Origin of the sequence: Archangium lansingense (assembly GCF_026626635.1) — a bacterium.
GTDB lineage: Bacteria > Myxococcota > Myxococcia > Myxococcales > Myxococcaceae > Archangium > Archangium lansingense.
This window is the reverse complement of sequence record NZ_JAPNKA010000001.1, coordinates 10,385,233-10,410,550: the sequence shown is the minus strand read 5'-3', so window position 1 is coordinate 10,410,550 and position 25,318 is coordinate 10,385,233. Positions and strand designations below refer to the sequence as shown.

Here is a 25,318-nt window from a genome sequence, read left to right as displayed (position 1 = left end):
ATGCGAGCACCCCAGCCCATCCCGGAGGGGATAAGGTGGCCGGGACATGCTCTCGCTGCTCCGGCTCGTCTCCCTGCGTCACATCCTGGGTGCACCGCTGCGCACCGGCCTCACGGTGCTGGGCGTGGCCGTGGGTGTGGCGACCATGGTGGGGGTGATGTCCATCAATGGCTCGGTGCTGGACGCGTTCCGCTCGACGGTGGATGCCATCGCGGGGAAGGCGGACCTCACGGTGGCGGGCACCCAGGTGGGCTTTGACGAGTCCGTGCTGGAGCAGGTGCGGGCGGTGCCCGGGGTAGCGCATGCCTCGGGGGCGATGACGGTGATTGGCCCGGTCCAGGGTGCGCCGGGAGAGCGGCTCTACGTGATGGGGGTGGACCTGCTGGATGACGGCCACTTCCGCACGTACGAGGGCGTGGACAAGGACCTGGGCGCGCTGTCGGATGACTTGGAGTTCCTCAACTCGACGGACCGGATGCTGGTCTCGGAGCGCTTTGCGCGCGAGCGCGGGTTGAAGGTGGGGGACACCTTCCAGCTCATCACCGGGAGCGGGCCGCAGGACTTCGTGGTGCACGCGCTCATTCGCGAGGCGGGGCCAGTGAAGGCCTTTGGCGGCTCGGTGGGCGTGATGGATGTGGCGTCTGCACAGGCGGCCTTCGGGCGCGAGCGGACGCTGGACCGGATCGACGTGGCGGTGGACCCGCAGGTGGGCGTGGACGCGGTGGCGGAGCGTCTGCGAGCGGCCCTGGGCGGAGGCTTCGAGGTGGAGCGCCCGTCGCGCCGGGGAGGCTCGGTGGCCACCATGGTGCGCAGCTTCCAGATGGGGCTGAACCTGGGCTCCGGGGTGGCGCTGCTGGTGGGGGTGTTCCTCGTCTACAACACCATCGCCATCAGCGTGGTGCAGCGGCGGAGGGAGATTGGAACGCTGCGTGCGCTGGGGGCCACTCGCCTGCGCATCCGTTCCCTCTTCACGCTGGAGGCGTTGGTGCTGGGCGGAGTGGGGACGGTGCTGGGGTTGCCGCTGGGGGTGCTCGTCGGCCGGGCCGCGATCGGCTGGGTGTCCAGCGCCATCTCCAGCCTCTACATCCAGGTGAACGCGCGGGATGTGACGGTGGGGCCGTTGGAGCTGGGGCTGGGCGTGGCGCTCGGCGTGCTGGGCAGTGGCTTCGCCGCCCTGAGGCCGGCGTTGCAGGCCTCGAGCGTGCTCCCGGTGGAGGCGCTGCGCCGCGATGCGGCCCAGGGCGCGGGAGTGGGGAGCTCACACCAGTCCACGGTGCTGGGCGTGGGGTGCCTGCTGCTCGTCTATCCAGTCACGTGGCTGCCGGTGCCCGTGGAGAACCTGCCCGTGGGCGGCTACATCTCTATCTTCCTCGTGTTGATGGGGACCACGCTGCTGGCGCCGCAGGTGCTGCGCCTGCTCTGGCACGTCTACCATCGTCCGGGAGAGGCCCTGCTGGGGGTGAGTGGCCGGCTGGCGGCGGACAACTTCGCGCGAGCGCCCGCGCGTACGGCGGTCCCGGTGTCGGCGCTGGCCATCGGAGTGGCCATGTCGGTGTGCATCGCCGGCTTCGTGGGCTCGTTCCGGTCCGCCGCGCACCGGTGGTTGGATCAGTCAGTGCCGGCGGACCTCTTCCTCACCTCCGCGGCCCGCATCGCGGGCAGCCGCAACCAGCCCATGGCACCGGAGCTGGCGGAGGAGCTCGCGGCGCTGCCCGGGGTGTCCCAGGTGGACCGGGTGCGCGTGCTGCCCCACGACGTGCTCGGGCTGCGCGCGTATGTCATCTCCCTCACCCCCGAGATTTACGAGAGCCATGGCAAGCCCCAGCTCCTCGAGGGTCGCCTGCCCACGCGCGAGGAGCGGTTGGCCGGGCGGGTCATCATCTCGGAGAACCTCTCTCGCCGCAGGAAGCTGCACGTGGAGGACACCTTCGAGATGTCCACGCCCACCGGCGCGCGTACCTACACGGTGGCGGCGGTGGCGGTGGATTACACCTCGGACCAGGGCGTCGTCTTCCTGGCGCGCGAGGTGTACCAGGAGCACTTCCAGGACGACCGGGTAGACACCTTCGAGCTGTACCTGTCGGACCGCTCACGGCTGGACGAGCTGCGCCGCACCATCAGCGAGCGGTGGGGTGAGCGCCATCAGCTTTACGTGTTGAGCAACGCGGACCTCCGTCAGGAGGCCACGGCGCTGATCGACGAGGCCTTCTCCGTTTCCTATGCGATGGAAGTGGTGGCGGTGCTGCTGGCGCTGCTGGGGGTGGTCAACACGCTGCTGGCGGCGGTGCTGGACCGGACCCGGGAGATTGGCCTGTTGCGGGCGGTGGGAGCAGCCCGGTCCCACATCGTCCGGCTGTTCGTGGGAGAGGCTGCCTTCATCGGTCTGTCAGGAGGACTCATCGGAGCGCTTGCGGGCCTTTGGATGGGAGTCCTCATCACCGATGTGGTAGGCGGCCAGGCCACGGGATGGAGCTTCCCCTACATATTTCCAGTCCAGCTGGCGGTGGTCATGGGGGTTGCATCGACCCTGTGCGCCATCCTGGCCGGGCTGTATCCTGCGCGTCGTGCCGCCACCCTGAACGTGGTGGAGGCGCTCGCCTACGAGTGAGTCCCATGGCTGCCAACCTGCAGAGTCCCTTCCACATCCTCCTGGTCGAGGACGAGCCCGTCATCCGGGAGCTCGTACGTTCCATGTTGAGCGACGGGGCCGTGGAGGTGGTGTGTGCGGCCAATGGCATCGAGGGTCTGAAGCTGGCCAAGAGCCGCCCCTTCCAACTCGTGCTGATGGACGTGGTGCTGCCTCAGCTGGACGGCATCTCGGTGTGCCGGATGCTCAAGAGCGATCCCACGACGTCGAAGGTGCCGGTGTACATGCTCACCGCCAAGTCCAAGAAGTCGGACATGGAGAGCGCCACGATGGCGGGGGCGGACGGCTACATCCAGAAGCCCTTCAAGGGCGCGGAGCTGATGGCGCTGGTGGACCGGCTGCGCAGGACGGTCTGAGCGCGCCGGGCTCGGCTCAAGGCAGGCGCGGGTGGAGGTAGCGCGCCAGTAGCAGGAAGTGGTCCCAGTCCAGATCCACGAACTCGAGCGCCACGCCATGCGCCTCACGGCGGACGATGGTGCACGTGGTGTCGATGTCCCCGATGCCGGGCAGCGGCAGCGTGAGGGAGAGCTGCTTCGTGGTGTCGGGGGGGTGGCCGTGAAGGAACAGGCCCGCCATGGACAGGTCGCGCGCCTTGACGAGCACGGTGCGCTCGCCCAGGCGCACCTTCACCATCCAATTGGCGTCCACGCGCGGGTGGTAGCGCGCCACGGGGCGGGTGGGGATGCTGGACGGCGTCATGGGGAGCTCCTCTGAGGTGCGACAGGGGACTACGAGTCTGAAGCAGCCCTGGGAGGCCGCAACTTTTCGTCCGGAGCCGTGCCCGTCCACCTGACCGTCCACGTGCGTGGATGCACGCTCCACGATGTGGAGGGTTACCTGGGTGGGGGGAGTCGCCATGTGCCCGGGATGACTCGGCCCGCCGGTTGGCACGCCGGCTGAAGAAGCCCAAGCACATCCCAAGCGCAGGAGGCTTCACGTGGAGAACGGCAACAATCGGATTGGCTCGCTGTCCATCACCCCCACCGTGGCGAGGCAGACGCCGCAGAACGACTTCGGCACGGTGTTCGCGCGCGCGGCGCAGGAGGTGGTGAAGGTGGGGGCGGGAGTCGCGGCGTCGATGCTGCCGGGGGCTCCGATGGTGAGCGCGGCGGTGGCGAGTGTCAGCTCGGTGGTGTCATCGACGGCGTCGTCCGTCCGGGGCGCGTCGACGCTGCCGGTGTCTGGCGGCTCGGGCGGGGTAGGGGGCACGGCGGGGCAAGGGGAGCAGTGGGACCTGCTCGCGGCCCAGAAGGAGATGCAGGCCGAGGGGGCGAAGATGAACCTGGCCTACATGAACCTGCAGAACGAGATGCAGGCGGAGAGCCGGGCGCACAACGCCATCTCCAACATCATGAAGGTCCGCCACGACTCGGCGAAGGCCGCCATCAACAACATTCGGTAGGGGCGAGCCATGGCCATCGACAAGGTGGGGGCGATTGGCGGGGCGGGAGCGACGCCCGCGCTGGAGCCCTCGGGGAAGGCGCAGTTTGGCAAGGTGCTGGAGGGGGTGAAGGGTCCGGCGAAGCAGCCGGGGCCTCGGGTCGCCACCGAGGGCAGTCCGCAACTGGCCTCCGCGGAGCGGACGGAGGCGACGCGCGGGACATGCAAGGCGGAGGGAGTGGAGAAGGCCACGGGCGGGACGGCGGAGGTGCGGGCCGGGGGACGGGTGGACTCGGTCCAGGCGGCGAGGTCTCAGCAGGCGGTGCAGGTGCTGGACCGGGTGACCGAGGCGCAGAAGCGGTTGGACAACCTCCTGGCACTGGCCGAGTCCGGCAGGTCGTTCTCCCCGGCCGAGCTGCTCGCCGTCCAGGCCCACGTGTACCGGGCGAGCCAGGAGCTCGATCTCGCGGGGAAGGTCGTCGAGAAGGCGACCGGTGGCGTCAAGCAGGTGCTGCAGACCCAGGTGTGAGGACTCCCATGGACTTCCGACGCTGTCTCTTCCTGCTGCTCCTGTGCGCCACCGGGTGCCGGGAGCGCATCCAACACGGCCTGGACGAGCGCCAGGCCAACGAGTTGCAGACGGTGCTCGTCGAGCGGGGGTTCGACGCGCGCAAGGTGCCCGAGGCGGGCAAGAAACCCACGTGGGCCATCGAGGTGAATGAGGAGCAGTCTTCGGACGCGGTGCGGATCCTCGCCGAGCTGGGGCTGCCGAGGCCCACGGCGGACGAGGGCTGTGACGTCTTCGGCGGAGGCGGGCTGGTGCGGACGCCGGTGGAGGAGCAGCTCTGCCGGGTGAGGGTGATGGAGCAGGGGCTGGAGAAGACGCTCCAGACGGTGGAGGGGGTCCTCCTCGCGCGCGTACACCTGGTGGTGCCACCGCCACCGAGGCCCGGACAGCAGCCGGTGCCCGCGAAGGCCTCGGCGATGCTCCGCGTGGCGCCGGGCTATGCGGAGACGATCAAGGGCTCGCGGGAGCTGCTGAGGTCGCTCATCGCGGGAGGCGTGGAGGGGCTCTCCTCGGAGTCGGTGTCCCTCATGGTGGACGAGGTGTCCACGCGGGTGGTGGCGCCTACGCCAGGGACTTCTCCGCTGACCCGGCTGCGGGTGCTGCTCGCGGTGTTGTCCCTGGCGGTCACGGGGCTGTCCGTGGGGTTGATCCTCATGACGCTGCGTCTGCGGCACTATCGAGCCAAGGCGGAAGCGAAGTCCGCGGCTCCTCCTGCTCCCGCGCGTCCGGTGGTGACCCCGGGGGCCGCGCGCAAGGTGGCGTGAGCTTGCAGGGAGGGTGAGCCATGGAGGTGACGCGTATCGAGCGTCCTGGTGCGAAGACGCCAGGGCCGGAGCAGACGGTGGCACTTCGGGTGCCCAAGAGCCCGCCGCCGGAGCCCGCGAAGAAGCCGACGTACCCGGAGCCGGCGAAGAGCCCGCCTCCGGTGTCGCTGCCCCTGGAGCGGATTGCCCTGGTGGCGCTCGTTTTCGGGCGGGAGCGGGCGGGAGCGCTGCTCGAGGGCTTGCGGGGGTCCGAGGTGCAGCAGGCGAAGAACCACCTGGCCGGGTTCTCCGCGCTCTCCTCGGCGAGGCGGCAGGCGCGGGTCGCGGTGGAGTTCGGAGTGAGGCCGGATGCCGCGGCGAGGCTGCGGGCGGTGATGGAGGAGGCTCCAGAGGTGCTGAGGCAGGAACTCTTCCGGAGGTTGCCGCCCTATCACCGCAGCCTCTTCCCGGAGCGCCAGGTGGAACCGCCCGACGCAGCGGCCACTCCGGCGGTGTGCGCATTGGCCGAGCGGCTCATCCGCGAAGCCACGCGCTGAGACTCCCCGTCCCGACTTGGGACGACCCCTGACATTCAACCCCTCGTTTTCGCGGGCACGGCCGTTGGCATCGGCCGTGAACAGGAGCGGTGCGTCCGCGGCACGGAGCAAACCATGCAGAGTCCTTTCGGAGAGAGCAGCCAGTCCACGACGTTGAAGCCGATGAAGCTGCGCCGACTCGGCACACGCCGGCTGTCGCGGGCCCACGTGACGCTGAATGAGCGGCCCCAGGTGGTGCGGCTCGCGCGGCAGGCACTCCAGGGCGTGTGCGACGCACTCGGCCGGGAGCTGGGGTGCCCCGTACGAGCGGAGGCGCGGTTGCTGGAGGCTGTGGTGATGCCGGCGACGGGGCTGGCGCATACGGCGGCCTTCGCCCTGGTGGACCTGTCGGCGACGGGAGGGATGGGGGTGCTGGAACTCGAGCCGCTGGTGCTCTTCGCCGCGTTGGAGCGCCTGGCGGGGGCGGGGACGAAGCCCGGCCCCACCACGGAGCTGACGCGCCTGGAGGAGGCCTCCTTTGCCTTCCTGGGCCTGTCGGCGCTGTACGCGCTGCGCGGCCAGGCGGAGCTGCAACGGCGGTTCGGTCCGCGCCTCGTGGGGGTGACGATGAGTCGCACGGAGGCGTTGGCGCGCCTCGATGCCCGGCAGCGCCACCTGGGCATAGAGCTGACGGTGACAGTGGGGCAGACGACGGCGGGTGGGCGGCTGGTACTCCCTGCGGTGGTGCTCGAAGGGGCGCTGAAGGAGCTGCCGGCGGAGCGTGATGCGGAGCTTGCCCCTGAAGTGCTGGCGGCGCGGTTGGAAGCCCGCTGCTTCGTGGGCTGCACCTCACTGCCGCGTACGGCGCTGGAGTCGCTCGGGGAGGGGGACGTCGTTCTCTTTGAAGGGATGCGGCGGGAGGGCACGGACCTGTTCGGTCCCGGGCGCCTCGTCCTGCGCGGCTTCGAGCTGATGGGGGAATTCACCCCCGAGGGTTTCTCGCTGAACCACGCGCGTAAGCGCGAACTTTTCCAGGAGTCGGACATGGCGACCGTAATCGAGCGGAGCGAGGGCATGCCCCCGCTGCCGGTGGAAGTGGAGATCGAACTGACGAGGCTGCTGCTGCCGCTCTCCGAGCTGGCGGGGCTGAAGCCGGGCGTACTGTTGCCGCTGCGCATCAACGCGAGCGAGCCGGTGCTGCTGCGAGTGGGTGACCGGGTGGTGGCTCGGGCGGAGCTCGTGGACATCGAGGGCGAGGTGGGGGCCCGCATCCTCACCCTGCTGCCGTGAGCGCGCCCATGAAGACCCTGTTCGATTCAGTGTCTCCGCGGAACAAGCTGCTCCTGGCACTGGGGCTCGTGCTCGGGCTGGGCGCGCTGGCCCCGATGGGAGGAGTGTCGGCGGCTGCATTGGCCCGGGGGCTGCTGGGGGCAGTGGCCCTGGTTGGCCTGGGGTGGTGGCTGGTGCGGCGTGGCCGGACCGACGCCCGTTTCGCACTCACCGAGCGCATGAGGGTGGTGTCCCGGACGGGTCTGTCCCAGCGTTGTGGTCTGGCTCTGGTGGAAGTGGAGGGGAGCCGCTACCTCGTAGCCTTCGGGGACTCCTTCGCGGAGATCCGCCGGGCGCACGCGCCGGTGCGAGTGAAGTCCCGGTCGCGGCGGCGCACGGTGGCCCGCTCCTACGAGAAGGAGACCCTGTCATGAGCCGCGCATTGCTCGTACCAGGCCTGCTCGTTTCCGGTGTGGCCTCAGCGGCGGAGGCGTCACTCTCGCAGCAGTCCTTCGCCGGCAGCCCATTGTCGATGATGGGGATGCTGGCGCTGATGTCGCTGCTTCCCTTCGCGGTGCTGATGCTGACCAGCTTCTCGAAGATCGCCGTGGTGCTGTCACTGGCACGTTCGGCGATGGGGACGCAGCAGGCGCCGCCCACCATTGTCCTCACTGGGCTCGCCGCGGTGTTGACGGGGCACATCATGGCGCCGGTGATGGAGCGCATGTACGACGCGGGGCAGGCCGTCTACCAGGATGTCGGCTCCGGTGAGCAGATTCTCAGCGCGGCGGGCAAGGTGGCCGAGCCGCTGCGTGTCTTCCTGGTGAAGCATGGCAGCCCGGAGGAGCGGGCCAGATTCCTGGACCTGGCGCGCGAGCTGCGGCCGCCGGACGAGGCTGGCGAGGTCCACGAGGACGACCTGTTCGTGGTCATTCCGGCCTTCGTCATCACGGAGCTGACAGAGGCCTTCCAGATTGGCTTCCTCGTCTTCCTCCCGTTCCTGGTGCTGGACATGGTCATCGCCAACGTCCTGCTCGCGCTCGGGATGCAGTCGTTGTCGCCGAGCCAGGTGAGCCTGCCTTTCAAGATCCTCCTCTTCGTCGCCGTGGATGGCTGGGCGCTGCTCGCGCGGGGCCTCATCCTCGGCTACCGGTGATGCCATGACTCAGGACGTCCTGCTCGCGCTCGGCCGCGAGGCGTTGCTGCTGATGGTGCTTGCCTCGCTGCCGCCCATCGGAGCCAGCCTGGTGGTGGGGTTTCTGATGAGCCTCTTTCAGGCGACCACGCAGCTTCAGGAGAGCACCCTCACGGTGGTGCCCAAGCTGTGCGCAGCGGTGCTGTCGCTGGTGGTGGCGGGGCCGTGGATCGCCGGTCAGCTCACCCTCTTTGCAAACCACGTCTTGAGGGTCATTGCGGAGGTAGGCGGGTGACCCTCGAGCTCCTTCGTGCACACCTGGCGCCGCTGGGGCCGGGCATGGTGGCGGTGGCTTTGTGCTCCGCGCGCCTGCTGCCGGTGGCCTTTCTCTGCCCGCTTCTGGGGGGACAGGCGGCTCCGACGACGGTGAAGCTGGCCTTGGTGCTGAGTCTCGCGCTCTTCCTCCACCATGTCGCGGGAGTGTCCCTGCCGGAGCCGGTGGAGACACCGATGCAGCTGGCCGCTCTGGCGATGAAGGAACTCACCTACGGCACCTCCGTGGGGCTGGTGGCGGCGCTGCCTTTCGACGCGGCGCGGATGGGCGGGCGCTTCATCGACCTGTTCCGGGGTACCTCGGCGGAGGCGAGCCTTCCGGTGGCCGGGACGCGCGAGTCCGCCACGGGGGATGCGCTCTACCAGCTCCTCGTCGGGCTGGTGGTGACGGGGGGGCTGATGCCCGTCGTGCTCTCGGGGCTGGTGCGTGGCTTCGGGTGGGTGCGGCTCGGCGGGTACGTGCCCACCGAGGCGGCGGCGATGCATGTGGTGGGGCTCGCTGGGGGAGCGATGGCTACAGGGCTCGCGGTGGGAGCGCCCATCGCCGCGGCGGTGATGGCGGTGGACTGCCTGCTGGGCATGGTGTCGCGCGCCGCGCCCCAGGTGAACCTCCAGGAGATGGGGGCGCCGCTGCGCATCCTGGCGGGGGGCGCAGTGCTGTGGCTCGCGGTGGGGATTCTCTGTGAGCGACTGCTCGCGGGCTTCCTCTCGGTGGAGGGCGCGCTGTTTCGGCTCGGAGAGGTGGCGCGGTGAGCGAGAAGACGGAACAACCCTCGGCGAAGCGCCTGCGCGAGGCGCGCCGGAAGGGACAGATTCCGCGCAGCCGCCTCCTGACCTCCAGTGTGGTGACGCTCGGGGGGTTGCTCGGCCTCACCGCTTCAGCACCCGCGGGATTCGCGAGGCTGAAGGAGTGGACAGCCCGGTTGATGCTGCACCAGGAGCCCACGGGAGCATTGCAGGAGGCGGTGGTGTTGATGGCACTCCTGGTGGGCCCTGCACTCGGTGGAGCGCTGCTGGCTTCCATCGCGGTGTCCGTGGCCACGGTGGGCTTCGAGCTGAACACGGAGCACGTGATGCCCAAGCTCGAGCGCATCAACCCGGCGGAGGGCCTGAAGAAGCTCTTCAGTGTGAGACCGCTCATCGAGCTGGGCAAGGCGCTGCTCGTGACCGCGGTGGTGGTGTGGCTCGTCTGGAGCGCGGCGGTGGAGGCTGGACCGGACGTGCTCCGCACGGCCTGGTTGGAAGGGCCGCTGGGGCTGGAGCACATCATGGGCCGGCTGGGTCCGCTTACCGTCCGGCTCACGTGCGTCCTCGTGGTGCTGGGCGTGGGGGACTACGCACTCGCGCGCCGCAAGCACGTGAAGGACCTGATGATGACGCGCGAGGAGGTGAAGCGGGAGTACAAGGAGAGCGAGGGCGACCCGCACCACAAGAGCCAGCGCAAGGCCCTGCACCGCCAGTTGGCGGCGGGAGGCCCGGCACGTGGAGTGCAAAAGGCGAGCGTCGTGGTCGTCAACCCCACGCACATCGCGATCGCGCTTCGCTATGCCACGGAGGAGTGTGAGGCGCCCTATCTCGTCGCCAAGGGGCGAGAGGCGGATGCTCTCGCGCTGAGGCGGGAGGCCGAGCGGCTCGGAGTCCCGGTGGTCCGGGACGTGCCGCTGGCTCGCAGCCTCATCCACTACGACGTCGGGGAGGAGATCCCCGAGGAGCTTTACCAGGCCGCCGCGGCGGTCCTCCGGGCAGCGCAGGAGTCGCAGGACGTGGACGACCATCCACGGAGGCAGACGTCATGAACCGACTGATGAAGATTCTCATGAGGGCGCGAAAGTCCTCGGATGTGGTGCTCGCGGTGGCGATGGCCTCGGTGCTGGGTGCGCTCATCATCCCGCTGCCGCCCTGGCTGCTCGACCTGGGGCTGGCCATCAACCTGGCGGCGGCAGTGGCCCTGCTGGTGGCGGCGCTCTATGCCCGGGACGCGCTGAAGGTGACGTCCTTCCCGACGCTGCTGCTGTTCACCACGCTCTTTCGGCTCGCGCTCAACGTGTCGTCCACGCGGCTGGCGCTCGCGGAGGGACACGCGGGAGAGGTCATTCAGGCGTTTGGCGAGTTCGTGGTGCGGGGTGACTACGTCGTTGGCGCGGTCATCTTCGCCATCCTGACGCTGGTGCAATTCCTCGTGGTGGCCAAGGGCGCCGAGCGCGTGGCCGAGGTCTCCGCGCGCTTCACCCTGGATGCGATGCCGGGCAAGCAGATGTCCATCGACGCGGATCTGCGCGCAGGGGCCATTGATCAAGCGCAGGCCCGCCGCCGGCGCCGGAACCTGGAGCGCGAGTCACAGATGTTCGGCGCCATGGATGGCGCGATGAAGTTCGTGAAGGGAGACGTCATCGCCGGCCTGGTCATCGTCGCGGTGAACCTCCTGGGAGGCATCTGCATTGGCATCCTGCAGAACGGAATGACGATGGCCGAGGCGGCCTCCACCTACGCACTCATCGCCATCGGCGACGGGCTGGTGTCGCAGATTCCCTCGCTGTGCATCGCGGTGGCGGCGGGCCTCGTCGTTACGCGCGTGGCCTCGGAGAAGGAGGACGACTCGCTTGGTGCGGAGATCGGCTCGCAGCTCTTCGGCGAGGCCAAGGCGCTGTGGGTGGTGGCCGCGCTCTGTGTGGCTCTCGCCGCGATGCCGGGGATGCCGCACCTGACGTTTTTGGGGCTGGGGGCGGCGCTGGGAGGACTCGCATATGGCCTCACTCGGATGAAGGCCGCCGTGACGGAGGAGGAGGCTGCCGCGGCACAGGCCGAGGGCAGACCCGAAGCAGGGGAGGCGGCACGGGGCGGGCCGGGAGCGCCTCCCGAGAGCACGGGGATTCCGGTGGGGGTTGCTCCGCTGACGGTGGATCTCGCGCCGGACCTCACCCCGCTGGCCCAGGAGCAGGGGAGTGCGTTCGTGCACCAGGTGCTCAACCGGGTACGGGATGAGGTCTTCTACGAGCTGGGCGTGCGCGTGCCGGGCATTCGGGTGCGGACTGATGCCGCGTACCTGCCGGCGGGGACCTACCGCATCTTGCTCGACGAGGTGCCCGCGGCGATGGGACAGGTGGTGCCCGGGGCGCTCTACGCACTGGCACATCCGGAGGAGCTGGCCTTCCTGGAGCTGAAGGCGGAGGCCGCAGTGGAGCCCTCCACTGGCAAGCCCATCAGCCGCGTGTTGGCGGATGCTCGCGCACGTCTAGAGATGGCACAGGTACCGCTTCGGAGTGCCGGGGAGCTCATCTCCGAGCATCTGCGGAGCATCATCCGCGCCCGGATGGCGGCCTTCCTCGGCATCCAGGAGGTGCAGGGGTTGCTGGACGGACTCGAGGCCCAGGCTCCCACCCTGGTGAAGGAGGCGCTCCAGAAGGTCCCGCTGCCGCTGCTCACTGAGGTGCTGCGCAAGCTCGTGGAGGAGCAGGTGAGCATCCGGAACATGCGCGCCATCCTCGAAGCGCTGGTGGCCCCCACGACGGAGGGGGATGCCATGGCCCTGGCCGAGCGCTGCCGCCAGGCGCTGTCGCGCTACCTCAGCCACAAGTTCGCCCCGTCCGGGCCGCTCTTCGCCTATCTGGTGGATCCGGAGATCGAGGAGACGCTGCGCTCTGGCGGGCCACGTGGGCCGGCGCCCTCGCCCGAGCGGGTGGCGGAGATTCTGGAGGGGGTGAAGCACATCGCCACGGGAGGGCAGACGGTGCTGCTCACCGCTCCCGACGTCCGGCGGACGCTGCGCAAGCTGTGCGAGGGGGCCTTCCCGGACGTCGCGGTGCTCACCTATGGCGAGCTGGACATGAACCTGCAAATCCGCCCGCTGGGGCGGCTATCACCCGTGGCCCTGGGGCGCTGAGCAGCGGCTAGTAGGTGCCGCTGCCGCTCTTGGGATCGAAGGAGATGTCGGACTGCGGGGTCTGGGGCGCCGGCCGGTTGACCCGGTCGCGCAGCTCCTTGCCCGTGCGGAACAACAGGCCCCGCTTGGGCTTCACGGGGATGATCTGCCCCGTCTTCGGGTTGCGGCCCTGGTAGCCCTGGTAGTTCTTCACATGGAAGGCACCCAGCCCGCGGATCTCAATGTTCTCCCCGCGGCAGAGCGCCTCCTTCATGGACTCGAAGATCGTCTCGACCGTGGCCTCGGCCTGTTTCTGCGTCATCCCCTTCTTGGCGACGAGGACGTTGATCAGATCGGACTTCAGCATCGCGCGCTCCCGCAAACCGCGTAACCCCTCGGAAACAGGGCGCTTGGCCCGTGGTCGAATCCCGGAAAGATAACAGAACGGATGCGACGCGCAAGGCGTGGGGTCCGCCAACCTCCTAGAAACGTTACGGATTTCCGTTTTCCGCCACAGTCTTGGCCGGGACTGGAATCGAGGCGGCCGCCGCCTGGGTCTCCGCCAGCCCGGGGCGCACCAGGATGGCGAGGTCCAACCACCGGGTCCGGCGCAGCACGTCGAGCCCGGCCCGGTCCGACTCCAGGAAGAAGGCGTCCAGGACCTCGAAACCGGGGGCTCGCGGGGCGTTTCGGGCTTCGGGCTTCACGGGGTTGTAGACGCCGTGGACGGCGAGGGTCAGGTCGGCCAGGGTGAGCTCGGCTGGAGCACGGGCTGGCAGGATGCCCCCCCGCCGGTGTCGCTCGAGCAGGCCCGCTCGTTCGAGGTCATCCACCACCTCGTGGACGAGCGACTCGGCAACCCGGAGACGCAGGGCCAGGTCCCGAGGTTCGGGCGGGGTTCCGCCGTCGAACCAGACGAGCGTGGTCTCCTGGGCCACTCGGGCGGCCACCAGCTCCCGGGCGCGCGGGTGGGCACCGAAGACCCAGAGCGAGTCTCGGAACGTGGCGTGCTCCACCGCGTAGGAGAGGCGGGCGCCGATGAGGAAGAGGAGCCAGTCCACGTACAGCCACGCGAGGAACATGGGCAGGGCGCCCAGCGAGGCGTAGAGCGGGTTGTGGCGGAAGCTGTACGCGGCGATCCCCGTGTACACATGCCTCGCCACGCTCCAGGCTGCGCCCGCCACCAGCCCGCCCGAGAGCGCCGAGCGCAGGCGCAGGTGGGTGTTGGGCGTCACGTAGTAGAGCAGCGTGAGCCCCCCTGCCGCCATGAGGGGAGACAGGGCGCCGAACGTCAGCTCGAAGAGGTCCAGGACGAACGGGGTGTGGGTGCCCTCGAGGATGGAGCGGACCACGCCCGTCCCCGCGAACGAGATGGCCAGCATCAGCGGCCCCAGCAGCAGCAGCCCCGCGTAGACGAGCCCGCGCACCAGCCAGGAGCGGTGGTTCTTCACGCCCCAGATTTCGTTCAGCGAGACGTCGATGTTGTGCAACAGCGAGCCCGCCGAGAAGAGCAGTCCGAGGAAGCCCGCACTTCCGATGGCCGTCGTGTGGCCCGGCTCCAAGAAGCCCTCGAGGAAGGCCGCCGACTCTTCGCGCACGCCGGGAGCCATCACCGCGAAGATGAGCTCCCGCAGGCGGTGCTGGAACGACTGTTGGTGGTAGGCCCCCAGCAGGGCCAGCACCACCGTCAGCAGCGGCACCAGGGAGAAGACGCTGATGTAGGTGAGCGCCGCGGCCCGCAGGCGGATGTTCTCGCCCTGGAAGCCCCGTGCGAGGCCGCGCACCGCCAGGAAAGTGTCGGTCGCGAAGCGGCCCATTCGCGTCCGCTCCAGCGGAGCCCAGGTAAGCCGGGCCCACTGAAGCGCGCTAGCGCGCAATCGCAGGAGAAAGAGGGGGGTGAAGGGCCGCATCCGAGGGGACGCCAAGGCTATCCAATGCCAGGGATGCTCGGCCAGGGGGAGGGGGGCTCGTGGCCCGCGGTGGGTGCTCCACGGCGGGCCCGGCACCCTCACCCCGTCCCTCTCCCAGGGGGAGAGGGGATGTCGGGTTCAGCTATTGCCGCCGGACTCGTTGCCGCCGTCAGACGACTTCGGCGGTGTACCGCCCGCGTTGGGCTGCTCGCTCGCCTGGCCCTGCTGCGCCTGCTGCTGCTGTCCACGCCCCTCGCGCTGCTCGGGACGGCGCTGCTGCTCGCCTCGGTTGCGGTCGCGGCCACCACCACCCCGCTCACGGTCGCGGTCGCGGCCACCACCACCCCGCTCACGGTCGCGGTCACGGCCACCACCACCCCGCTCGCGGTCGCGGCCACCACCACCACTCCGCTCGCGGTCACGGTCACGCTCACGGCCGCCCTCGCGGAAGCCGCGCTCGCCTCCGCCGCTCTCGGGCCGACGCTGCATCGACAGCTCGCCATCACCCGAGCCCGGCGACGAGGCCACCTTGTGGTCCCCGCCCTGCGCGCTGCGGCCGTAAATGTCGTACTGCTCGCGGTGGTAGTTCTGCTGCGCCTTCACCTGGATGGACTTGTTGTAGCGGTCCATCAGGTGCCGCAGCTCCTGCCGCTCCTCTCCCTGGAGCAGCCGCGCCACCTCGGCGTTGCAGTTGATGACCAGCGTGGGGTCCTTGTAGCCCGGCGCCTCGCGGCGGATCTCCCCGAAGATTTCGTAGGCCACCGTGGTCGCCGTCTTCACGAAGCCCTTACCGTCGCAGTACGGGCAGTCCTCGTGCAGCACGCGGCCGATGGACTCGCGCACGCGCTTGCGCGTCATCTCCACCAGGCCCAGCTCGGAGATGCGCAGCACGTTCGTCTTGGCCTTGTCCCGGCCCAGCGCCTCCTGCAGCGACTTGAAGACCTTGTCCCGGTTCTGCGGCTTCTCCATGTCGATGAAGTCGCAGATGATGATGCCGCCGATGTTGCGCAGCCGCAGCTGGTAGACGATCTCCTTGGCCGCCTCGACGTTGATCTTGGTGATCGTCTCCTCGAGGCTCTTCTTGCCGACGTAGCGGCCCGAGTTGACGTCGATGGCGGTGAGCGCCTCGGCCTGGTCGATGATGAGGTAGCCGCCGCTCTTGAGCCACACCTTGCGCTGGGTAGCGCGCTGCAGCTCGTGCTCAATCCCGTAGGCGTCGAAGATGGGCTCGTCCGACTCGTGGAGCACCACCCGGTCCTTGAGCGCCGGGTCCTGCGCATTCACGAAGCCGAGGATGCGCTCGTACTCCTCGCTGTCATCGACAACGAGCTTCTCCACGTCGTGGGCGAAGAGGTCGCGCGTGGCGCGCAGGATGAGGTCCAGGTCCGGGTGCAGCAGGCCGGGGCCACCGCGCTTCTCGTTGCGGCGCACCACCTGGTTCCACACCTCGATGAGGAAGCGGATGTCGCTCTCGAGCTTCTCCTGCGGCACGTTCTCGGCCACCGTGCGCACGATGAAGCCCGTCCCGGGCGGGCGCAGCCGGTCCACGATTTCGCGCAGGCGCTTGCGCTCCTTCTCGTTGGAGATGCGGCGGCTGATGCCCACGTGGTCCACGGTGGGCATGAACACCAGGTGGCGGCCCGGGATGGAGATGTGCGAGGTGAGGCGCGCGCCCTTGGTGCCAATGGGGTCCTTGGAGATCTGAACCACGACCTCCTGGCCTACCTTCAGCAACTCCTCGATCTTCGCCGTCTTGCGCGGCTTGGACTTCTCCTCGTCGCGCTTGCGCTGCTGGTCCTCGCGCTGCTTGCGGGCCTTCTCCTTCTCCTTCTCCCGCTCGCGATCCTTCTGGTCGCGGCGTGCCTCACGGGCCTCGCGAGCGGCCTCGCGGTTCTCGCGCGGGGCCCGGCGCTCACCGGCGGCCGTCTCGGTCCGGGGCGCGGCGGCCTCGGTCGGGGCGGCGGGGGCCGGGGCGGCCGACTCGCTCGGGTTGGTGGCCGACTCGGGAGGCAGCGCCAGGGCCACGGAGCCCTCGGTGGCGGGCGTCGACTCAACCGCCTCCGGGGTCGCCTGAGCCGTCGCGCTCACGGGCGCGGACTCCACCGGGGCCACCGACACCTCAGAGCTGCTCACCGGCTCAGCGGGGGCAGAGACGGACACCGGCTCGGCGGGGGCGGACACAGACACCGGCTCGGCCGGGGCCGCCACGGATGCAGGCTCGGAGGCCGCCGACACCGGCTCGGCCGCCGCGGAGGCCACGGGCGTCGGCTCCTCGGCGCGACGCTCCTCGGTGGGATGCTCGGGCTCCTCGAGGGCGTGGGGCAGGTCGCCACCGGCGGTGTGCTCGTGAACCTCGGCTTCCACCTCGGCGCCCGACTCATGGGCAGCCTCGGCAGCCACGGCCTCGGACTCCTCAGGGACTTCCGGGGCGTCGTCGTGCTCACCCTCGGTCAGCTCGAACTGGGCGCGAGCGAAATCCGGGTCGTAGACGACGTCACTGACGTAGAGGAAGGCCGCCTTCTCGAGCCCGATATCCACAAAGGCCGCCTGCATGCCCGGGAGTACCCGGACAACGCGGCCCTTGTAGATGTTTCCGACGATTCCCTTGTCCTTCTTACGCTCGAGGTAGAACTCCGCGATGTGCCCACCTTCGACCAGGGCCACGCGGGTCTCCCGGCCCGCCGCGTTGATGACGAGGATGCTGCTCATTGACGAATCCTGGGCGCGCGCGCGGATGCGTGAGCTCCGGCGGACGGGAGGCGACGGCGTCTCCCGCTTCCGAGCGCGCTGCGAGGGGAGAGGTGGCCCCGGGTCCTCGGTGCGCGCGGACGCAGGACGGCCCGGTTCTCCGGGGTCCGGCTGTCTCCGCGCGGGTGAGGGTTGTGGGGACCAAGACCTGCTCCTCCGAGTTCATGTGGCCCCGCGGGCACCCTGCCGGGCGGGGACTTACTTCCAATCGAGCGTTCCGATGTCCCCTGGCGCGCCTACTGCCCGTCCTCTTCCTTCCACACCCGGTCGGAGCCCTTCCGCGGGCGCCTTGGGGGGGAGACAGAGATCCGGTGCAGCGGCGCCCCCTGGTGTCCTGGGAACGCACCCGTCTCAAAAATCAAGAATCCACTTGGACCCCGAACGCCCCACCCCTGGCGGAACGTTCCAAGGCCCGAAAACAGCAAAAGGTTTTCACGCCTGATACGACCTGTAAAGGCGAGACATGGAAAATGTCGGCCGTTCGGCAGCCCGCCCGGCCGCCCCTAGGCTTGGGCGGTGGGGGCCCGTTTCCGGTTCTCCGGCTTATCCAGCCGTCCCCGAGGGCGGCGCACCAGGCGTAGGCCCGTCCAGGTGCTGTCGATGATGCAGATTTTGTTGTCTACCAAACCAATGTCGAGCGCGGCCTGACGGATGAAGTCCTCGGAGAGGGCCGTCTTGATGCCCTCGCCGCTGGGCCAGCACACCCAGATGCCCCCGGTGAGGGCCATGGCCCGCGAGAGGGCCGGCAGGCGCTGGACCAGCTCGTGGGTGTCCTGGGTGAAGAAGAGGATGACGTCCAGTCCCGTCTGGGCAGTGATGAGGAACTCCACGCCCTCGGGCAGCGGGTTGAGCCGCTGGACAAAGCCCCTGGGGGGGTTGATGACGGAGACCTTGCTACCCGACTTGATGCCCAGCATGGCCGGCAGAGATGCCAGCGCGTAGGGAGTCATGAGCTGCGCTCCACGGTGAAGGTGCTGAATTCCCCACGCGCCGGTTCATCGGCGCGCTCCACGTCCGTTACACGGGCCTGGACAGGGCCGCGGTGACACCAGGTAACGAACGCCTCGATGGCCTCTGGCGCCCCCTCCACGATGGCCTCGACGGACCCATCCGAGAGGTTGCACACCTGACCCGTCAGTCCGAGACGCAGGGCCTCGGTGCGGGCGCTCTCCCTATAGAACACCCCTTGCACCTTGCCTCGAATCCGGAGGCTTGCTCGCCGCCTGTCCATAATTACCGGCCCCTCTACCCTCTGGCGTCGGACTGCAAGAGCTGCAGGAACGCCTGCTCGTCCAGGATTCTTACCCCGAGTTCCTGTGCCTTCTTCAGCTTGCTGCCGGCGTCCTCGCCCGCCACCACCATGTCAGTCTTGCGCGAGACACTTCCAGACACCTTGCCGCCCCGGCGCTCGATTTCCTCTTTGGCCTGGTCGCGGCTCATCCCGCTCATGCCGCCGGTGAGCACCACCGTCTTGCCGGCGAAGACGCCGCCCTTGACAACGCGGGGCGCGGCGGGAGTGACGCCCGCGGCCAGCAGCGCCTCGATGGCCTCGCGGTTCTGCGGCTCGCGGAAGAAGGAATAGATGACCTGGGCCATGGTGGGGCCCACGTCCTTGACGCGGGTGATGTCCTCCAGGCTGGCCTCGAAGAGCTGGCGCGCGTCGGGGAAGACCTCGGCGAGCGTCTTGGCGGTGGCCTCGCCCACGTGGCGGATGCCGAGCGCGTAGAGGAAGCGGGCCTGGGTGGTCTGCTTGGAGCGCTCGATGTTGGCCAGCAGGTTGTCGGCGCTCTTCTCGCCCATGCGCTCCAGCTCGAGCAGCCGGCCCTTGGTGAGGTGGTAGAGGTCCGCGAAGCTCTTCACCAGCCCCGTCTCCACCAGTTGAGCGGCCAGCTTCTCGCCCAGGCCGTCCACGTCCATGGCCGTGCGCGAGGCGAAGTGGCGCACCTTCTCCACCAGCTGCGCGGGGCAGGTGGCGCCCGTGCAGCGGATGATGGTGCCCTCGTCGTCCCGGACAGCCGCCGCGTGGCAGACGGGGCACTCGGTGGGGAAGACGAAGGGCTGGGCGTCGGCGGGGCGCTTGCCCTCCACCACCTTCACAATCTCCGGGATGACGTCACCGGCGCGGCGGATGAAGACGGTGTCGCCCTTGCGCACGTCCTTGCGGCGCAGCTCGTCCTCGTTGTGCAGGGTGGCGCGGCTGACGGTGACGCCGCCCACCTTCACCGGCTTGAGGTGCGCCACCGGCGTGAGCGCTCCCGTGCGGCCCACGTACACCTGGATGTCCTCCACCAGGGTCGCTTCCTCCTCGGGCGGGAACTTGTAGGCCACGGCCCAGCGCGGGCTCTTCGAAATCTGTCCCAGCCGCTGGCGCAGGTCCTCCTCGTCCACCTTCACCACCATGCCGTCCACCTCGAAGGGCAGGGCATGGCGGCCCTCGACGGAGGCGCGATACTGCTCGCGCACCCCCTCCACGCTCTGCGTGCACACGTACCGGTTCACCGGCAGACCGAGCGACTTGAGGTACTCGAGCTTCTCCGCGTGCGAGCGGAAGGCAGGGACGCCCTCGCCGGGTACGCACTCGTACAGATAGACGGAGAGCGGGCGCGAGGCGGTGATGCGCGGATCCAACTGGCGCAGGCTGCCGGCGGCGGCGTTGCGCGGGTTGGCGAAGAGGGGCTCGCCCTCCTGCTCGCGCGCGTCGTTGAGCTTCTTGAAGTCCTTCTTGGCAATGAAGACCTCGCCGCGCACCTCGAGCCCGCCGGGCACCTTCACCCCGTCCTGGGGCAGCATCTCCATGGGCAGGCTCCGGATGGTGCGCAGGTTGCTGCTGACGTCCTCGCCCTCGGTTCCGTCACCGCGGGTGGCGCCCCGGACGAACCGCCCCTGCTCGTAGTGCAGGGTGATGGCCAGGCCGTCGAGCTTGGGCTCGCACACGTAGGCGACCTGCGCCAGGCCCGTCTGGCGGCGGATCCGCTCGTCGAAATCGGAAAGCTCTTCGTCGTTGAAGACGTTGGCCAAGGAGAGCATCGGAGCTCGATGGACCACCTTCTCGAACTTGTCGGCGGGGGCGCCGCCCACCCGCTGAGTCGGCGAGTCCACCGTGATGAGGTCCGGGTGCCGGGCCTCCAGCTCCTGCAGCTCCCGCATGAGCCGGTCGTATCCCGCGTCGCTGATCTCCGGCGAATCGAGCACGTAGTAGCGATGGTTGTGGTAGGCGAGCTCGCGGCGGAGCTGCTCGATTCGGGCGGCGTCGGCGGTCTTCGAGGTGTTCACGGATGAAGGCTCGGCGGCTGGACTGAAAAAATTCGGGGCGTCGGCTGCCTGACTGGGCAGGAAGCGAGGATGCCTTGACAGCCTCGGAGGTGGTCAATAACCTCTTGCAGCGGCTCATGAGGGTGGTTGTCCCACCTCCAGGCCCCATCTCTTCCCAGCACTAGGTTCCATCACTCGTGAGGTCCCGGCAAGAAGGGATCCCGAGTGCCGCCCCGAGGGTGTGTCGCCAACCGCGTACCCCAGGGCGCCAAGCCAGCAGTATCCCCCCGCAAGCACATGGCCAAAGCCCGTTCCCCCAAAGAGAAGCTCCTGGTTCCCGTCGAAGTCGAGGACAAGCCCAAGCGTCGTACGACGCGGGCCAAGACGGCGGACCGGGACGACACCGAGAAGCCCGCACGCCGCCGGACGACGAGCCGTCGGGAAGAGGACGTTGAGTCCGACTCCGAGACGACCGAGGTCGTCGAGACGCCGCGCCCGGTGCTGACGCCGATTCCCTCCCATCCTCTTAGAGACGAGGAGTACCAGGAGGTCCGCGCCCATGCCGCACACGAGCAGGAGGAGCCCGCCGTGCAGCCCGCGGCTCCCGAGCCGTCCGAGGCGCCCGTGGTCACCGAGGTGACGCGCGACGGCGCCCCCATGCAGGTCATCAAGCTCAATGACCTGAAGCGGATGAAGATCACCGACCTGGCGAAGATGGCCCATGACTTCGGTGTCGAGGGCTACCAGGGCCTGAAGAAGCAGGACCTCATCTTCTCGCTGCTGTCGGGCATCGCGGACAAGAAGTTCGAGGTGCACGCCGAGGGCGTGATGGAGCTGCTCAGCGACGGCTTCGGCTTCCTGCGCAGCGCGGACAGCGACTACCAGCCGAGCCCGGACGACATCTACGTGTCGCCGTCGCAGGTGCGCCGCTTCAACCTGCGGCCGGGCGACACGGTGACGGGCCCCATCCGCCAGCCGCGCGAGGGCGAGCGCTTCTTCGCGCTGCAGAAGGTGGACAGGGTCAACTTCACGGATCCGCTGTCCGAGGCGGCGCGCGAGCGCATCCTCTTCGACAACCTCACGCCGCTCTATCCGACCCGCAAGCTCAAGCTGGAGCACGAGGGCTCGGAGATGACCACGCGCATCATCGACATGTTCTGCCCCATCGGTCTGGGCCAGCGCTGCCTGATTGTCGCGCCGCCGAAGGCCGGTAAGACGGTGCTGCTGCAGAACATCGCGCACGCCATCTCGAAGAACCACCCGGACGTCTACCTGATCGTTCTGCTGGTGGATGAGCGCCCCGAGGAAGTGACGGACATGGAGCGCAACGTGCGCGGCGAGGTGGTGAGCTCCACCTTCGACGAGCCGGCCACGCGTCACGTGCAGGTGGCGGAGATGGTCATCGACAAGGCCAAGCGCCTGGTCGAGCAGAAGTACGACGTGTGCATCCTCCTGGACTCCATCACTCGTCTGGCGCGCGCCTACAACACGGTGGTGCCGGCCTCGGGCAAGATTCTGTCCGGTGGTGTGGACGCCAACGCGCTGCACAAGCCCAAGCGCTTCTTCGGCGCCGCGCGCAACATCGAGGAGGGTGGCAGCCTCACCATCATCGGCACCGCGCTCATCGACACCGGCAGCCGCATGGACGAGGTCATCTTCGAGGAGTTCAAGGGCACCGGTAACTCGGAAATCGTCCTGGACCGCAAGCTGATGGAGAAGCGCATCTTCCCGACGCTGGACATCAACAAGTCCGGTACGCGTAAGGAGGAGCTGCTGCTGCCCCAGTCGGACCTCATCCGCATTACGGCGCTCCGTCAGGTACTGCACCCGTTCACGCCGATCGACGCGATGGAATTTGTGCTCAAGCACATGCGTCCGACGGCGTCGAACGCCGAGTTCCTCGGCTCGATGAACCGGTAGCACCGGTAGGGAGTCGACATATGCGCCGCACCCGCTCAGTGTCTCTGTCCGCCCTCGTGCTGGGGGCGGTGCTCGGATTGGCTGTCGGGTGCTCGCCGGTCGATCCGGACTCCTTCGGCAATCCGGCGCCGTTGTCCAACCGCATCTGCTACCAGGACTCGGATTGCACGGGGAACGCCTGCTGCGGGGAGGGGACCAACCCCACCCACGTGCAGGACGGGCCCAACTGCAGCAACGTGCGGTGCACCAACAACTGCCCGGCGGACATGCTCGACTGCGGGCGTTGCTACATCTTCTGCCGGGACTCGCGTTGCGAGGCCGCCTGCCAGGGCTGAGTTCTCTCCCCCTCCTCCCTCTCCCTCTGGGAGAGGGTCGGGGTGAGGGTCTGCCACTCGCTTTTCGCGTTGCCGTGATGCACAGCGTGGGGAGGGGAACACCCTCACCCTAGCCCTCTCCCAGAGGGAGAGGGGACATCCACAGTTACTTCGGCGACTCGAGGTGCACTTCACCCAGCTTGGGCTGCGCCTTGACGCGGGCGTAGTCGAAGCAGGCCACCACGATGGAGGCCACGGGCACCGCGAAGAGCGCGCCCACCAGGCCGAACATCTTCTCCCCGGCAATCAGGCTGAACGCCACGATGACCGGATGGATGCGCGCCGCCGAGCCCATGATCTTCGGGTTGAGGAAGTACGCCTCCAGCGCGTGGATGCCGATGATCCACAGCAGGATGGCGAACCCCTTCTGGAACCCATCCGCCAGTGCAATCAGCACGATGGGCACCGAGCTCAGGATGGTGCCGAAGATGGGGATGAGGCTGAAGACCGTGGCGATCGTGGCCAGCAGGAACGCGAACTTCACCCCGAACAGCACCAGGCCAATCCCCGTCAGGATGCCGTTGACCACGCAGATGGTCACCTGCCCACGCACCACCCCGGACAGCGAGCGGTCGATGCGCTCGAGCAGCAGGTTCGCATCGGAGGCGTACTCCACCGGCACCAGGCTGGTGAAGTACCGCACGATGGCCTGCGCATCGATGGAGAAGAACGCCGCCACCATCAGCATGAAGAACATCATGAACACGCCGGCCACCACCGACGTGATGATGTTGCGCGACACGGTGACGATGTCGCCCAGGTGCTCGCGCGCCAGGGCCGTCAGGTGCATCGCAGCGTCCTGGAGCGTCTTCTCCAGGTTCAGCGACAGGCCCGAGGTGGGCACGCCGGAGCGGATGTCCTCGGGCGTGGAGATGGCCAGCGGAATCCCGTTGGCGCGCAGCCAGTCCTCGGCGCGGTCGGCGAGCACGTGGACGCGCTCGGGCGTGAGCGAGTTGGCGAACGCCACCCCGTCCCGGCTGATGCGCGCCAGCTCCCGGTAGAGCTGCGGCACCATGGTGATGAAGAAGATGTACGCCACCAGGAAGAACAGGGCGTAGATGAGCAGGATGGCCACCCACCGGGGGATGTTCCGCCCTCGCACCTGGATCCGGCTGAGCCGCGTCACCAGCGGGTGCACCAGGTAGGCGATCAGCGCCGCGCTCGCAAAGGGCAGCAGCACCGAGTGGAAGAGGACCAGCACCGCCACGACGGTCAGCCACAGCCCCGCCAGGATGTAGAGGCGATTGCGGCGCTGTTCCGCCGGGATATTGAGCTCGTGAGGCTGCAGCATGCGCGGCTTATCGCAGAGGGGACGGCCAGTCTCAAGAGAAGGGCGTCTGAACCAGCCTCAGGCGACCTTCCAGGCGGTCGAGACACTGCAACATCAGCCGCCGGTTGACGCGTCCCTCCGTAGCCTCACCCAGGCCCAGCATGTGGTCCACGAGCCACCGGTTCAGGAACAGCAGCACCAGCCGGTCGGTGGGCGCCAGCCCCCGCTCCAGGTAGCGCTTGTTGCGCATGTAGTCGTCATACGCATCTATCTCCCGGGCCAGTTCCCAGCGCGACAGCCGGAGCGCCTCGTCATAGACGGCCCGGGCGGGGCGCGGGGGTGGCTCGGTGAAGAGCGTGGCGAACTGACCCCCCACGTCCAGGTCTATCTCCTGCACGGGCGGCGGCCATTGCTGGAGGTCCTTGGCGAGCAGCTTCGCCACCTCCTCCAGCATGTGGTCCATGAGGGGGACGGGCTTCGTCTCGAAGAGGTAGTCCCAACGCGAGGCCATACCCTCTACCTACTCCACCCCCACCCTCAGGTGAACCGCTCGACGAAGTTGCGCAGGATTCGTTGCCCGGCGGGCGAGGGAGCGAGCCCCGCCAGCAACCGGTTCACCCGCTCCCCGGGCGCATGGCCTCGGCTCGTTGCTTCGACCTCCAACTTGTCCGCGCGCGCCAGAATCAGCGCCCGCATGGCGGCGGGGTGCACCTCCGGGTGGAACTGTACGCCCCGAATCAGGGGCCCGAAGGCGAGTGCCTGCACGGTCGTGTTCGCGTTGCCCGCGAGCACCGTCGCCCCGATCGGGGCCTGTTCGACAATGTCCTCGTGGGTGGCCTGGACGGTGAGCCGCTCGGGCAAGCCGTGGAAGAGCGGATCCTCGCGTCCCGCCTCGCTCAGGGCGACCGCCACGGTGCCGATCTCCCGTCCCTGGGTGTTGCGCACCACACGCGCCCCGTGGGCGTACGCGAGCAATTGGTGCCCGAAGCACACCCCGAGCACAGGAATCCCCCGGGCCGCCGCGTCCACCATGAACTCCGCGGAGCGCTCCATCCACGGCTCCGGCTGCGTCACCGAGGCCGGCGAGCCGGTCATCATTACCGCGTCATAGCCCGCCGCGTCGTCCGGTAACTGGGCGCCCCGATGCACGTGGAGGATGTCGAACCGGCAGCCTCCGGGCCCCAGCGACTCGACGAACCAGTGCTCGTAGTCCCCGACGCTCAGCTTCACCGCGTGGGCGGCGTCACCAGCTTTCAACAGCAGAACGTTCTTCATTTCGCCTCTCGGTGGGTCGGGTTGCCGCGACGGGGGCCGGTTCCTAGCTTCCGCTGCCGCTTCCTGTTGACGCCTGCACGTGCCACCGGTGCGCGCCCG

General features: G+C 68.8%; 25 protein-coding genes. 15 read left to right on the top strand and 10 right to left on the bottom strand.

Annotated features, from left to right (window positions below; all coding sequences use genetic code 11):
- The first annotated feature begins 46 nt into the window (after positions 1 to 46).
- Positions 47 to 2,608 (top strand): ABC transporter permease, encoded by a 2,562-nt coding sequence (locus tag OV287_RS41515; protein ID WP_267539572.1) that lies wholly within the window; start codon positions 47 to 49, stop codon positions 2,606 to 2,608.
- Positions 2,609 to 2,613: 5 nt separating this feature from the next.
- Positions 2,614 to 3,003, top strand: coding sequence for a response regulator (locus tag OV287_RS41510; protein ID WP_267539571.1), 390 nt, complete (start codon positions 2,614 to 2,616; stop codon positions 3,001 to 3,003).
- Between the two features lie 16 nt (positions 3,004 to 3,019).
- On the opposite strand, the gene OV287_RS41505 is transcribed toward OV287_RS41510, so the two are convergent.
- Positions 3,020 to 3,346, bottom strand: coding sequence for a PilZ domain-containing protein (locus OV287_RS41505; RefSeq protein WP_267539570.1), 327 nt, complete (start codon positions 3,344 to 3,346; stop codon positions 3,020 to 3,022).
- Between the two features lie 238 nt (positions 3,347 to 3,584).
- Between OV287_RS41505 and OV287_RS41500 the strand changes: the two genes are divergently transcribed.
- The 11 genes from OV287_RS41500 to sctV all read left to right on the top strand — a co-directional run bounded on the left by OV287_RS41500 (position 3,585) and on the right by sctV (position 12,491).
- Positions 3,585 to 4,049, top strand: a complete 465-nt coding sequence (locus OV287_RS41500; RefSeq protein WP_267539569.1) for a hypothetical protein — start codon at positions 3,585 to 3,587, stop codon at positions 4,047 to 4,049.
- Between the two features lie 9 nt (positions 4,050 to 4,058).
- The gene (locus OV287_RS41495) at positions 4,059 to 4,556 is read left to right on the top strand and encodes an EscF/YscF/HrpA family type III secretion system needle major subunit (RefSeq protein ID WP_267539568.1); all 498 of its coding nucleotides are present in this window, start codon (positions 4,059 to 4,061) and stop codon (positions 4,554 to 4,556) included.
- Between the two features lie 8 nt (positions 4,557 to 4,564).
- On the top strand, positions 4,565 to 5,359 hold the full coding sequence (locus OV287_RS41490; RefSeq protein WP_267539567.1) for a flagellar M-ring protein FliF: 795 nt from the start codon (positions 4,565 to 4,567) through the stop codon (positions 5,357 to 5,359).
- Between the two features lie 20 nt (positions 5,360 to 5,379).
- Positions 5,380 to 5,895 (top strand): hypothetical protein, encoded by a 516-nt coding sequence (locus tag OV287_RS41485; RefSeq protein ID WP_267539566.1) that lies wholly within the window; start codon positions 5,380 to 5,382, stop codon positions 5,893 to 5,895.
- Positions 5,896 to 6,009: 114 nt separating this feature from the next.
- Positions 6,010 to 7,164: a type III secretion system cytoplasmic ring protein SctQ gene (gene sctQ / locus OV287_RS41480; protein WP_267539565.1), complete on the top strand. Its 1,155-nt coding sequence runs from the start codon at positions 6,010 to 6,012 to the stop codon at positions 7,162 to 7,164.
- Between the two features lie 8 nt (positions 7,165 to 7,172).
- Positions 7,173 to 7,577, top strand: a complete 405-nt coding sequence (locus OV287_RS41475; RefSeq protein ID WP_267539564.1) for a flagellar biosynthetic protein FliO — start codon at positions 7,173 to 7,175, stop codon at positions 7,575 to 7,577.
- Positions 7,574 to 8,299 (top strand): type III secretion system export apparatus subunit SctR, encoded by a 726-nt coding sequence (gene sctR, locus OV287_RS41470; RefSeq protein WP_267539563.1) that lies wholly within the window; start codon positions 7,574 to 7,576, stop codon positions 8,297 to 8,299. The genes OV287_RS41475 and sctR overlap by 4 nt, the downstream gene beginning before the upstream one ends.
- A 4-nt stretch (positions 8,300 to 8,303) precedes the next feature.
- Positions 8,304 to 8,573, top strand: a complete 270-nt coding sequence (locus tag OV287_RS41465) for a flagellar biosynthetic protein FliQ (protein WP_267539562.1) — start codon at positions 8,304 to 8,306, stop codon at positions 8,571 to 8,573.
- Positions 8,570 to 9,364 (top strand): EscT/YscT/HrcT family type III secretion system export apparatus protein, encoded by a 795-nt coding sequence (locus OV287_RS41460; RefSeq protein WP_267539561.1) that lies wholly within the window; start codon positions 8,570 to 8,572, stop codon positions 9,362 to 9,364. Before OV287_RS41465 ends, OV287_RS41460 begins: the two co-directional genes overlap by 4 nt.
- Positions 9,361 to 10,407, top strand: coding sequence for an EscU/YscU/HrcU family type III secretion system export apparatus switch protein (locus tag OV287_RS41455; protein ID WP_267539560.1), 1,047 nt, complete (start codon positions 9,361 to 9,363; stop codon positions 10,405 to 10,407). The genes OV287_RS41460 and OV287_RS41455 overlap by 4 nt, the downstream gene beginning before the upstream one ends.
- Positions 10,404 to 12,491 (top strand): type III secretion system export apparatus subunit SctV, encoded by a 2,088-nt coding sequence (sctV, locus tag OV287_RS41450; RefSeq protein WP_267539559.1) that lies wholly within the window; start codon positions 10,404 to 10,406, stop codon positions 12,489 to 12,491. The genes OV287_RS41455 and sctV overlap by 4 nt, the downstream gene beginning before the upstream one ends.
- Positions 12,492 to 12,498: 7 nt before the next feature.
- Here sctV and OV287_RS41445 read toward each other — a convergent pair whose 3' ends face one another.
- The 6 genes from OV287_RS41445 to ligA form a co-directional block, all read right to left on the bottom strand.
- Positions 12,499 to 12,837 (bottom strand): HU family DNA-binding protein, encoded by a 339-nt coding sequence (locus OV287_RS41445; RefSeq protein ID WP_267539558.1) that lies wholly within the window; start codon positions 12,835 to 12,837, stop codon positions 12,499 to 12,501.
- Positions 12,838 to 12,961: 124 nt separating this feature from the next.
- A complete protein-coding gene (locus OV287_RS41440) occupies positions 12,962 to 14,287 on the bottom strand; it encodes a YihY/virulence factor BrkB family protein (protein WP_267539557.1) in 1,326 nt (441 codons plus the stop codon).
- A 231-nt stretch (positions 14,288 to 14,518) separates the two neighbouring features.
- Positions 14,519 to 17,089, bottom strand: a complete 2,571-nt coding sequence (locus OV287_RS41435) for an Rne/Rng family ribonuclease (protein WP_267539556.1) — start codon at positions 17,087 to 17,089, stop codon at positions 14,519 to 14,521.
- A gap of 542 nt (positions 17,090 to 17,631) precedes the next feature.
- Entirely contained in the window at positions 17,632 to 18,078 is a 447-nt protein-coding gene (locus OV287_RS41430; RefSeq protein WP_267539555.1) for a DUF3052 family protein, read from the bottom strand.
- Positions 18,075 to 18,359 (bottom strand): acylphosphatase, encoded by a 285-nt coding sequence (locus tag OV287_RS41425; protein ID WP_267539554.1) that lies wholly within the window; start codon positions 18,357 to 18,359, stop codon positions 18,075 to 18,077. The genes OV287_RS41430 and OV287_RS41425 overlap by 4 nt, the downstream gene beginning before the upstream one ends.
- 14 nt (positions 18,360 to 18,373) lie before the next feature.
- The gene (gene ligA, locus OV287_RS41420; RefSeq protein ID WP_267539553.1) at positions 18,374 to 20,401 is read right to left on the bottom strand and encodes an NAD-dependent DNA ligase LigA; all 2,028 of its coding nucleotides are present in this window, start codon (positions 20,399 to 20,401) and stop codon (positions 18,374 to 18,376) included.
- Positions 20,402 to 20,677: 276 nt separating this feature from the next.
- Between ligA and rho the strand changes: the two genes are divergently transcribed.
- Both rho and OV287_RS41410 read left to right on the top strand, forming a co-directional pair.
- Complete coding sequence (gene rho, locus OV287_RS41415) at positions 20,678 to 22,300, top strand: transcription termination factor Rho (RefSeq protein ID WP_267539552.1); 1,623 nt, start codon at positions 20,678 to 20,680, stop codon at positions 22,298 to 22,300.
- Positions 22,301 to 22,320: 20 nt separating this feature from the next.
- Positions 22,321 to 22,635 carry a hypothetical protein gene (locus tag OV287_RS41410; RefSeq protein WP_267539551.1) on the top strand — a complete coding sequence of 105 codons (315 nt, stop codon included), beginning with the start codon at positions 22,321 to 22,323 and terminating at the stop codon, positions 22,633 to 22,635.
- Positions 22,636 to 22,780: 145 nt separating this feature from the next.
- Here the strand turns inward: OV287_RS41410 and OV287_RS41405 are convergent, their stop codons facing one another.
- Genes OV287_RS41405 through OV287_RS41395 form a run of 3 tightly spaced genes read right to left on the bottom strand, consistent with a single transcriptional unit; the run spans position 22,781 to position 25,219 of the window.
- Positions 22,781 to 23,965, bottom strand: a complete 1,185-nt coding sequence (locus tag OV287_RS41405) for an AI-2E family transporter (RefSeq protein WP_267539550.1) — start codon at positions 23,963 to 23,965, stop codon at positions 22,781 to 22,783.
- A 31-nt stretch (positions 23,966 to 23,996) separates the two neighbouring features.
- Positions 23,997 to 24,455 (bottom strand): hypothetical protein, encoded by a 459-nt coding sequence (locus tag OV287_RS41400; RefSeq protein ID WP_267539549.1) that lies wholly within the window; start codon positions 24,453 to 24,455, stop codon positions 23,997 to 23,999.
- Between the two features lie 26 nt (positions 24,456 to 24,481).
- On the bottom strand, positions 24,482 to 25,219 hold the full coding sequence (locus tag OV287_RS41395; RefSeq protein WP_267539548.1) for a glutamine amidotransferase: 738 nt from the start codon (positions 25,217 to 25,219) through the stop codon (positions 24,482 to 24,484).
- Positions 25,220 to 25,318: the final 99 nt, after the last annotated feature.